The organism is Microcoleus sp. T3_D1, from assembly GCF_036700405.1.
GTDB lineage: Bacteria > Cyanobacteriota > Cyanobacteriia > Cyanobacteriales > Microcoleaceae > Microcoleus.
Genome location: NZ_JAUBOV010000033.1, coordinates 65,255 through 75,812, shown reverse-complemented (window position 1 = coordinate 75,812; position 10,558 = coordinate 65,255). Strand labels below are relative to the sequence as shown.

Sequence of the window (10,558 nt, the reverse complement as noted above, 5' to 3'; positions counted from 1 at the left end):
AGCGTCCCCGCTCGCGTATTGTACAATACGCGAGCGGGGACGCTCGCACTGTAAATGCAAAACTGAGATGCTCCCCTACAAACCCTCAACTGGACTGCGGTGTCCTTACACCCGTCTGCTCTCTTTCATCGGCTTAAAAACTTCTATATCGACGCTCCAGAATTAACTACATCGATAATTAAGAAATGCTATGGAAGCTCGAGAATTTTACGAACAAGGATTCGACCTCGGTCGCAGGGGGCTGTACGAGGAAGCAGTTGCAGCTTTTACTCAAGCAATAAATCTCAATCCTGACTTTGTAGAAGCTTACATGATTCGTGCTACTGCTCGAAGTGGAACAGGAGATTTACAGGGGGGAATTGAAGATTTGGAGAAAGCTATGGATATCTACAGGGCTAGAGGACAATCGCAAATAGCTGATATGCTTTTAGTCCCCTGGAGTGCGCTGCACAATGAAATTAGGTTTAAGGACTAAAATCCTTACTACAAACTAAAGTTCACTCACACAAAGCAGCCGCGTGAAATTGAATATGATCCTCCATAAAACTAGCTATAAAATAATAGCTATGATCGTAACCTTCCTGCATCCTTAAAGTTAGTGGCTGTCCCGCTTTTGCACAAGCCTCCGCGAACACTTCCGGCAACAACTGCCCATCAGCAAGAAACGAATCCGCCGTGCCACAGTCAATCAGAATTGGACGGTTGTATTGCGCTGCAACTACCAATTCGCTAGCATCCCAAGCCCTCCAGATATCTTTGTCGCCACCGAGGTAGTTTGCAAAAGCTTTTTGTCCCCAAGGGCAGCGCATTGGCGCGGAAATAGGCGCAAAAGCGGAAACTGAAAGATAGCGAGATCCATTTTTCAACGCGCAAATTAAAGCCCCGTGTCCGCCCATCGAATGACCAAAAATTCCCTGTTTTTCCGGTATAGTTGGAAAATTTTCGGCGATTAAATTCGGCAATTCATCAACCACATAACTGTACATCCGATAGTGAGCATTCCAAGGTGCGGCTGTCGCATCAACATAAAAACCCGCACCACTTCCTAAATCCCAATCGTCATCTTCGCCGGGGATGCCAGTATTGCGCGGGCTAGTGTCGGGCGCAACCAGCATTAACCCGTATTTTGCCGCAAATTGTTGCGCCCCCGCTTTTGCCATAAAGTTCTCTTCTGTGCAGGTTAAACCTGATAGAAAATACAAAACTGGTACGGGTTGAGATAAAGCTTGCGGCGGCTGATAAACTGCGAATTTCATCTCGCTGTTGCAAGCGGAGGATTGATGGCTGTAAAAGCCGAGTTTGCCACCGAAACTTTTCTGTTCTTTGTGCAGTTTTAGGGATTCTGATATCATGTTAATTCTATTTCATTTTTGAAGTCGATTTTTTTTAACCGCAGAGGGCGCAGAGGGCGCAGAGGAAGAGAGAAGAGAGAAAGATTTTTGTTCAAAATGTTAAAACTGTGCGAATTGATTCACCTTTGTGCATCAAATCAAAGGCTTCATTGATTTTGTCGATCGGCATTACCTGAGTTACCAGACTGTCAATATCAATTTTACCGTCCATGTACCAATCAACAATCTTAGGAACATCAGTTCTGCCTTTTGCGCCGCCAAAAGCCGTGCCTTTCCAAACCCTGCCAGTTACTAGCTGAAACGGGCGGGTGCTAATTTCTTGACCGGCTCCCGCTACCCCGACAATTACGCTCACGCCCCAACCTTTGTGGCAGCATTCTAAAGCTTGGCGCATCACATTAATGTTGCCGATACATTCAAAACTGTAATCAGCTCCGCCTTTGGTTAAATCTACCAAATAAGGCACTAAATCGCCTTCCACTTCGCGAGGATTGACAAAGTGAGTCATGCCGAATTTTTCCGCCATCTCTCGCTTGTTGGGATTCAAGTCTACGCCGACAATCATGTTAGCTCCCACCATGCGAGCCGCTTGAATTACATTCAAACCCACGCCGCCCAAACCGAAAACTACCACATTAGAACCAGGCTCTACTTTCGCAGTATTAATGACAGCGCCGATGCCAGTTGTTACGCCGCAGCCGATCAAACAAACTTTATCAAAAGGAGCATCTTCGCGAATTTTTGCTACCGCAATTTCTGGCAATACTGTATAATTAGCAAAGGTAGAAGTTCCCATGTAATGGTATAGTTTCTGTCCGTCTATGGAAAACCTGCTCGTGCCGTCGGGCATCACTCCCTGGCCTTGAGTTACGCGAATTGCTTGACAGAGGTTAGTTTTTCGGCTCAAACAATATTCGCAGTTGCGACATTCGGGAATGTATAGAGGAATTACCCGATCGCCCACTTTGACACTCGTGACTCCCGGCCCAACTTCTGCGACTATCCCGGCTCCCTCGTGGCCTAAGATAGCAGGAAACAAGCCTTCAGGATCGGCACCGGAAAGAGTGTAAGCATCAGTGTGACAAACACCCGTGGCTTTAATTTCCACCAGCACCTCTCCAGCCTGCGGCCCCTCCAGATCCACCGTTTCAATGCTCAAAGGTTGGCCGGCACTGCGAGCAACTGCTGCTTTTACTTTCATGCTTTCTCCCTGCGATCTATTTGTCAATTCACCAGTCAATATGTATTGTATTACTTAATGTCAAACTTGGAGCAAATCTATGACAAAATTAATTGTAATTACCGGAGTCAGTCGCGGTCTCGGTCTTGCCATGACCGAAAAGTTTATGGAATTGGGACATACAGTTTTGGGATGCGCCCGTTCTTCCGAAGCGGTGGAAAAACTCAACCAAAAATATAGTGCGCCCCACCATTTTACTTGTTTGGATGTCACCAACGACGATCGCGTAAAAGCTTGGGCAACAGAAATGCTGGCAAAAAATGCTCCCCCAGATTTGTTAATTAATAATGCAGGTGTAGCTAATCATCTCGCGCCTCTTTGGAAGGTCAGCAACGAAGAATTTTCGCAGGTAATTGATGTTAACATTAAAGGTACTGCTAATGTAATTCGCCACTTTGTCCCGGCAATGATTGCTCGAAAAAGCGGCATAATTGTCAACTTTAGTTCGGGTTGGGGAAGGTCAACTTCGCCGGAAGTCGCGCCCTATTGCGCTTCCAAGTGGGCAATAGAAGGACTTACGCGATCGCTCGCTCAAGAATTGCCCGCAGGTATGGCAGCAGTTCCTGTAAATCCGGGGATAATTCACACAGATATGCTGGACATTTGTTTCGGAGAAGATGCGGCAAATTACCCGTCAGTCAAAGCATGGGTGCAAAAAGCAGTTCCTTTCTTACTAAAATTAAAAGCTTCCGATAACGGAATGCCGCTGACTGTTCCGGGATAATACAGCAACCCTTACAACATTTGCGAACCTCTCTCCTTTCTTCTCCTCTGCGCCCTCTGCGCTCTCTGCGGTTCATAAAAAAATCTCAAAAATGAAATAAAATTGCTATATTCCCAAATCACAACTCTTTCCCCAAATAGCCACAGTGAACTTGCCGCTAACATCCCCCTCGCAAACCGAAACCCGCAAAGCAGACCACCTGCGGATTTGCCTCGAAGAAGACGTACAATTTCGCGAAACTACCAGCGGCCTCGAACGCTACCGTTTTGAACACTGCTGTTTGCCAGAACTCGATCGCACCCAAATCGATTTAACCTCCACATTCCTCGGCAAAAAATTAGCCGTTCCCCTGCTAATTTCCTCGATGACCGGTGGCACAGAATTAGCCCAGACAATCAATTATCGCCTCGCCGATGTCGCTCAAGAATACAAACTAGCAATGGGAGTCGGTTCCCAGCGAATTGTTGTAGAAAATCCTCAACTGGCGGCTACATTTGCCGTCCGCCGCCGCGCTCCCGATATTCTGCTATTTGCCAATATCGGAGCCGTTCAATTAAACTACAATTACGGTTTGGAAGAGTGCCAAAAAATTGTTGATATTCTCGAAGCAGACGCACTAATTTTGCACCTCAATCCGCTGCAAGAGTGCGTCCAAACCGAAGGCGATACTAACTTTAAAGGACTGCTAGATAAAATTGCCAAATTGTGCGATAAATTACCAGTACCAGTTATTGCTAAAGAAGTCGGCAACGGTATTTCAGGAAAAATGGCAAAGAAATTGCTCGCCGCCGGGGTAGGTGCGATCGACATTGCCGGGGCCGGAGGCACTTCTTGGGCCAAAATAGAAGGAGAGCGAGCTAAAGATAGCAAGCAGCGCAGGTTGGGCGCAACCTTTGCCGACTGGGGAATACCGACAGCCGAGTGCATTGTCAGCACCCGCGCCGCAGCGCCGGATGTTCCTCTGATTGCCTCTGGAGGCTTGCAAAACGGGTTGGATGCAGCGAAGGCGATCGCCCTTGGCGCGGATATTGCGGGACTGGCGCGGCCGTTTCTACAAGCCGCAGCGGAATCGGAATCAGCCGCAGCCCTTCTAGCTGAGGTGTTAATTGCAGAAATCGCCACCGTAATGTTCTGTACGGGCTGCGGTAACTTGGATGAGTTAAAACATTCTGGGGTTTTGGAAAGGTTAAGATAGAAGGATGTCAGTTGGCAGTTGGCAGTTGGCAGTTGTTAGTTGGCAGTTGGCAGTTGTTAGTTGGCATTAGTCAACAGTCAACAGTTAACAGTTAACAGTTAACAGTCAACAGTCAACAGTTAACAATTACCATTTTTCTAATGAAAGATTTCCTAAAATATACCTGTGCAAGTTTACTGGGAACCTTCCTAGGACTGTTGCTGCTGGGCAGTATCGGATTGGGGGGACTGGTACTGCTAATTGCTATGGCGGCATCGTCGTCCAAAGATTCGGGCCCGCAAGTTAAAGATAAGTCTGTATTGGTATTAGACCTTTCTTTAAATATCACCGACAGCAAACCGAGCCGTAGCACTGGCGCGGCGATTGAAGAAGTGCTTTCGGAAGATTCCGGCGATACAGTAACGCTGCGGACTGTTTTAGACACGATCGAATATGCGAAAAAAGACCCGAAAATCGTTGGCCTTTATCTTGAAGGCAGCTCAAATTCGAGCAGCAGCGGGTTTGCCAATCTCAAAGAAGTTCGAGGGGCATTGCAGCGTTTCCGAGATGCCAAAAAACCCATTTTTGCTTACCAAATGGACTGGAATGAACGAGATTATTACCTCGGTTCCGTTGCTAATACAATTGCAGTCAATCCTTACGGCGCTTTGGAACTCAACGGTTTTAGTAGTCAGGCAATGTTTTTCACCGGTGCTTTGGAGAAATACGGCCTGGGAGTGCAAGTGACTCGCGTCGGGAAATACAAGTCAGCCGTTGAGCCGTTTTTGCTCACAAAAATGAGTCCCGAAAATCGCCAGCAAACTCAAAAGTTGCTCGGAGATATGTGGGGAGAATACCTGCAAACTGTCGCCCCGAGTCGAAAAGTGACTGTTCCGCAACTGCAAGCGCTTGCAGATAATGGCGGAACTTTGATGGCTGACGAAGCTCTCAAAAACAAGTTAGTTGATAAAGTTGTATACTTTGACGAAATATCAACCGAACTCAAAAAACTCACAGGAACAGATGGCCAAAACAAATCTTTCAAGCAAATTAGTTTGAAAAACTACGCGAAAATTGCTGAGGATAAAAACTCAACTCACGCTGACAAGAAAAACCAAGTTGCTATACTTTACGCTGAAGGAGAGATTGTAGACGGCGAAGGGGGCCCGACTCAAGTAGGAGGCGATCGCATCGCTCAAGCAATGCGGAAAATCCGAGAAGATGACGACGTAAAAGCAGTAGTTTTGCGCGTCAACAGTCCCGGAGGCAGCGCGACGGCGGCCGAAGTAATTGGGCGCGAAGTGATGCTGACGGGGAAAAAGAAACCAGTTATTGTTTCAATGGGCAATTTAGCCGCATCCGGTGGCTATTGGATTTCGATGGGTTCCAACCGCATTTTTGCCGAACCCAATACGATTACTGGTTCGATCGGCGTTTTTGGAATGCTGTTTAACGCCGAAAAGTTGGCTGCTAACAACGGCATAACTTGGGACGTGGTAAAAACCGCCCGGTTTGCGGATACTAGCACGGTTTCCCGTCCGAAAAATCCTCAAGAATTGGCGAATATTCAGAGGGTAGTCGATCGCATTTACGATCGATTTATTACTAAAGTCGCCAACTCCCGCAAACTGCCGAAAAACAAGGTACAAGAAATTGCTCAAGGCAGAGTGTGGTCTGGTACGGCCGCGAAACAGTTGGGTTTAGTCGATGAAATTGGCGGGCTTGAAGATGCTGTCAGAGAGGCGGCAAAGCAAGCTAAACTCGGCGACGATTGGAAGGTGGAAGAATATCCCAAACGCCGCAGTTTGGAGGAGCGAATTTTGGAAAAAATTTCCGGCGTTCACGTTTTGAAACCAGCCGCCAAACTCGACCCGCTAACGGCCGAATTTAAGAAAATGCAAGATGAATTGGCTGCGATCAAGTCGATGAACGACCCGCAGGGGGTTTATGTTCGCTTGCCTTTCAATTTGCGGATTGATTAATTAATTAATACCCAATCCGGGATTTTTACCCCTTTATTCTTCAGTTCCCCTCTGTTCGCACTGAGATGTTGCACCATTCGTGTGGAAGCCTTTTGCGGGCGGGCAGGATGCCCAACCCCTACTCCCCACAAGAAAAATCGGTCTTTGTGGAACAGGCCGGAAAGCCTGTTCTTGAGAATGGTGCAAGATGTGAGTTCGGACAAAAGTTTTGCTCTTGAACCGTTTTAAACGCTGAGTCTGATAGGGGTTTTTAACGCGGATTTGGGCTCAGCAGGCTGAGGCACCCTACTAACAACTGAAAAACCCGGTTTCTGGAAGAAACCGGGTTTATGAATACCCTAAAAGTCGATCGACTGGGAATTGGCAATATTTATTATGCTGCACGCTGAGTTAACAATCCCCAGACGAAAAGTAGAACGAGCGCACCTATGACTGCAAAAGCTATGCTGGGAATACTCAATGCTCCGACAGAAGCTCCGCCGCTCCCCCCCAAAAACATGTTACCTAGATAACCTCCCACTAGGGCGCCCAAAATTCCTAAACCTGTTGTTGCCAGAAAACCGCCACCTTGAGTTCCCGGATAAATGGCTTTGGCGATCGCACCGGCAATCAGTCCTAAAACGATCCAAGCAATAATATTGCCCATGTCTCTTTCTCCTGAATACTTAAACTTTTCTCGTCCCTTGTCTTATGTTCTTAGAATAACAACCGCTATCGGGCCCTTACCTCTACCGCAGGGAGGAACCGAAAGTGGTAGGATTTCTCATGAATCGTCCGATTTTGAGGCTGTTTAATATCTCAAAAGAGTTAACCCGATTTTTCTAGGGAAGAAAGGTACTTATGCTCAAACCAAAAGGGAAATAGGAGAATCTTTTCTGGAACTTTTTGTGTTTTGGTGGTTAAAAAAATTACAATATTTCTGTGAAATGAGGAAAGTTTGCGCCCGATGAATCTGACTCTGTGCATGATTGTGAAGAATGAAGAGGCAACACTGTCGCGGACTTTGGACAGCGTTAAGGGTGTTGTTGACGAAATGGTGGTGGTGGATACGGGATCGGGCGATCGCACCCGTGAAATTGCCAGAGAATCCGGGGCGAGGGTTTATGACTTTGAATGGTGCGACGACTTCGCAGCGGCGCGCAATGAGTGTCTGAAGCACGCCCAGGGCGACTGGATTTTGGTATTAGATGCCGATGAGGTTTTGGTACCGGAGATTCTACCTCAAATCAAGCAGGCCATTGCGAGCGATCGGCTGCTCCTAATCAACCTCATCCGTCAAGAAATCGGTGCCTCTCAATCTCCCTATTCCCTAGTGTCGCGCTTGTTTCGCAATCGCCTCGATATCCGCTTTTCTCGCCCTTACCACGCAATGGTAGACGACAGCGTGGCTGAGATTTTGCACAGGGAACCAAAATGGACAATAGCTTCTCTCCCCGATGTGGCGATTTTGCACTCTGGTTATCAAAAAGATGCGATCGCAGCCAAAGGTAAATTCCAAAAAGCTCAAGCAGCAATGGAACGCTATATAGCTTATTATCCCAACGATGCTTATGCTTGTAGCAAATTAGGCGCTTTGTATGTAGAAACCGGGCAAATCGGGCGGGGAATTAATTTATTAACCAAAGGCTTGACTGCGGAGGCCATTAATGATTCTATTCTTTACGAACTCAACTATCATTTGGGAATTGCTTATCGCCAGCAGCAGCAGTTTGCCAAAGCAAAAGAACACTATCAAGCGGCAATTAATACAGATGTGTTCCCGCCGCTCAAGTTGGGCGCTTACAATAATTTGGGCAATTTGCTCAAAGATGAAGGAGATTTGAAATCTGCTGAAAAAGCTTACAAAGCAGCTTTGAAAATAGACCCCAATTTTGCAGTAGGTCACTACAATTTAGGGCTGACGCTGAAGGCCGCCGGAAATTTAGCAGATGCGATCGCCTATTACCGACAAGCCATTAAAATCGATCCAGAACACGCGGAAGCTCATCAAAACTTGGGAGTAGCCTTGCTCAAAATTGGCAAAATGCCAGAAAGTTTAGCAGAATTCAAAAGAGCGATCGCCCTTCACGAACAGCGCCGCCCCTTTGAAGCAGAACGCCTGCGCCGGGGTCTGCAAGAAATGGGTTTGATCTAAACTTGTTACCCAATAATTTGTAGGGGCAATCCGACCCCTACTCCCCGTGGTTGCCCCTCTTGTTACCAAATAATTTGTAGGGGCAATCCGACCCCTACTCCCCGTGGTTGCCCCTCGAACCGGACGGGGTAAGCACGGGGGCATTACCCCTACAAACTGTAAAAATTACCAGCAAAATCAAGCAATTATCTCTACTTTGCCGCTATCCAAATCGTAGCGGCCCCCAACAACTTTAAGCTTGCCCGCTTTGACTGCTTTAGCTAAAATAGGCGAGGAGGATTGTAACTTATTTACATTCATTTTCACGTTAGCTCTGACTGCGTTATCCCAGGCATCGCCTTTTTGACCTTTGGTCGAATCAACTGCAGGTTTAATCGCCGCCACCAAAGTGCTAATGTGACCCGGAACAGCTTTACCATCTAAAGCTGCTTTGACAGCACCGCAGCGTTCGTGACCCAGAATTACTAATAGTGGCACGCCTAATTCTAAGGCGGCATATTCTATATTACCGAGAACCACATCGTCGAGAAAATTGCCAGCTACTCGGATATCAAATAAATCCCCCAATCCTTGGTCGAAAATAATTTCGGGAGTAACCCTCGAATCAGAACAAGCCAGGATGGTTGCAAACGGATGTTGACTCTTTGCTACTTCTACAACTCGCGATCGAGCTTGGTCGGGAAATGTCCGTTTTTGCTGAATGTAGCGTTGATTCCCCGCCATCAATTTCTTGAGAGCACTGTTAGGAGTAATGTCAGTAGGAGTAATGCCAGAGATTGCCTCTGCCTTTGCTGCTTCGGCTTGTAAAAACGCAGGTGCCAAGCTTGCCGCCAGCATCCCTGCACCAGCCCTCAACATTAAATTGCGTCGCGAAATCATGCTTCTACTTCCGCTTTCATTCATTGTTTGTAACTCGGTTCAATTTTTTCTATTTATACCCTAAGATATACCACAAGCTCAGTCAGACTTCTTTTATTTTTCTGTACAAGGTGCTCCGGCACAATGTAAACTTCAAAAAAGTGGCTTATTTTTATTTCATTCAAATTTTATTTAGTAAAGTTCACTTCCGTCATCCTTCTACCGGCAGGGGATGCTAGAATGTATCTAAAACGACAATTATTTATCAATGGCTCGAAATGTCCTACGTCGCCAGCATTCATATCTATCCGGTCAAGTCCCTTGACGGCATAGCAGTCAGTCAAGCAACTCTTCTAGCCAGCGGAGCTCTAGAAGGCGATCGCTCTTTTGCAATCTGCGATGCAGCAGGAGAATTGGTTAACACTAAGCACAACAGCGGAGTCCGTTTTCTACGCTTATCCTTTGACATCAAAAAAAGAATTGCCGGTCTGAAAATTCAAGGCACCGAACAAGAAATATTTTTTCATGTAGATAGAGAACGCTTGGCAATAGAATGTTGGTTGAGCAACTACTTCGGTTTCCCTGTCAAATTAATTGAAAACTTGCTGACAGGTTTTCCCCACCATACCGCTGCACCAGGGCCAAGCATTATCAGTACCGAAACAATTGCCGAAGTTGCATCTTGGTTTCCGAGAGTTTGCGTTAACGAGATGCGCCATCGCTTGCGAGCTAATATTGAAATAGGAGATGTCCCAGCTTTTTGGGAAGACCAACTTTTCCCACAAGCCGATGAAATTGTGAGGTTTAAAATAGGGACTGTAATATTTGAAGCTATTAATCCCGCTCCGCCATCTATCCTATCTACGCGAAATTATGGGGCGAAAGCAGGCGATCCCAATTTTAAAAATATACTAACAGCCAAGCAGAAGGAAATTATGCCTGACTTGGTAAAAAAAGGGCATTTAAATCACTTTAGTCGGCTGATAGTTAACACGCGACTCGCACCTCAAGCACCAGAAAAAATATTACACATAGGAGACGAAGTTGACATTCTCCGCGTCAACAACTCTCTATTGAATACCATTTCTGATTAG

General features: G+C 46.5%; 10 protein-coding genes. 6 read left to right on the top strand and 4 right to left on the bottom strand.

Translation table 11 applies throughout. From position 1 onward, the window contains the following. Positions 1 to 190 precede the first annotated feature (190 nt). The gene (locus QT992_RS16620) at positions 191 to 475 is read left to right on the top strand and encodes a tetratricopeptide repeat protein (protein WP_333319792.1); all 285 of its coding nucleotides are present in this window, start codon (positions 191 to 193) and stop codon (positions 473 to 475) included. A 22-nt stretch (positions 476 to 497) separates the two neighbouring features. Here QT992_RS16620 and fghA read toward each other — a convergent pair whose 3' ends face one another. Next, positions 498 to 1,352, bottom strand: coding sequence for an S-formylglutathione hydrolase (fghA, locus tag QT992_RS16615; protein ID WP_333340139.1), 855 nt, complete (start codon positions 1,350 to 1,352; stop codon positions 498 to 500). Positions 1,353 to 1,443: 91 nt separating this feature from the next. Next, positions 1,444 to 2,553, bottom strand: coding sequence for an S-(hydroxymethyl)glutathione dehydrogenase/class III alcohol dehydrogenase (locus tag QT992_RS16610; RefSeq protein WP_333319796.1), 1,110 nt, complete (start codon positions 2,551 to 2,553; stop codon positions 1,444 to 1,446). A gap of 79 nt (positions 2,554 to 2,632) precedes the next feature. On the opposite strand from QT992_RS16610, the gene QT992_RS16605 reads away from it, so the two are divergent. From QT992_RS16605 to sppA, 3 genes are all read left to right on the top strand, one after another. After that, the gene (locus QT992_RS16605) at positions 2,633 to 3,316 is read left to right on the top strand and encodes an SDR family NAD(P)-dependent oxidoreductase (RefSeq protein WP_333340141.1); all 684 of its coding nucleotides are present in this window, start codon (positions 2,633 to 2,635) and stop codon (positions 3,314 to 3,316) included. A 145-nt stretch (positions 3,317 to 3,461) separates the two neighbouring features. Further along, positions 3,462 to 4,511 carry a type 2 isopentenyl-diphosphate Delta-isomerase gene (gene fni, locus QT992_RS16600; RefSeq protein WP_333340144.1) on the top strand — a complete coding sequence of 350 codons (1,050 nt, stop codon included), beginning with the start codon at positions 3,462 to 3,464 and terminating at the stop codon, positions 4,509 to 4,511. 140 nt (positions 4,512 to 4,651) lie between these two features. Continuing rightward, positions 4,652 to 6,472 carry a signal peptide peptidase SppA gene (gene sppA / locus QT992_RS16595; protein ID WP_333377337.1) on the top strand — a complete coding sequence of 607 codons (1,821 nt, stop codon included), beginning with the start codon at positions 4,652 to 4,654 and terminating at the stop codon, positions 6,470 to 6,472. Between the two features lie 373 nt (positions 6,473 to 6,845). Here sppA and QT992_RS16590 read toward each other — a convergent pair whose 3' ends face one another. Then, complete coding sequence (locus QT992_RS16590) at positions 6,846 to 7,118, bottom strand: GlsB/YeaQ/YmgE family stress response membrane protein (RefSeq protein ID WP_333319804.1); 273 nt, start codon at positions 7,116 to 7,118, stop codon at positions 6,846 to 6,848. Between the two features lie 300 nt (positions 7,119 to 7,418). Between QT992_RS16590 and QT992_RS16585 the strand changes: the two genes are divergently transcribed. Beyond that, on the top strand, positions 7,419 to 8,606 hold the full coding sequence (locus QT992_RS16585) for a tetratricopeptide repeat protein (protein ID WP_333340147.1): 1,188 nt from the start codon (positions 7,419 to 7,421) through the stop codon (positions 8,604 to 8,606). A 177-nt stretch (positions 8,607 to 8,783) separates the two neighbouring features. Here the strand turns inward: QT992_RS16585 and QT992_RS16580 are convergent, their stop codons facing one another. After that, positions 8,784 to 9,485 carry a carbonic anhydrase gene (locus tag QT992_RS16580; protein ID WP_333340150.1) on the bottom strand — a complete coding sequence of 234 codons (702 nt, stop codon included), beginning with the start codon at positions 9,483 to 9,485 and terminating at the stop codon, positions 8,784 to 8,786. A 257-nt stretch (positions 9,486 to 9,742) separates the two neighbouring features. Here QT992_RS16580 and QT992_RS16575 point away from each other — a divergent pair, with 257 nt between their 5' ends. Further along, positions 9,743 to 10,558 (top strand): MOSC N-terminal beta barrel domain-containing protein, encoded by an 816-nt coding sequence (locus QT992_RS16575; RefSeq protein WP_333319809.1) that lies wholly within the window; start codon positions 9,743 to 9,745, stop codon positions 10,556 to 10,558.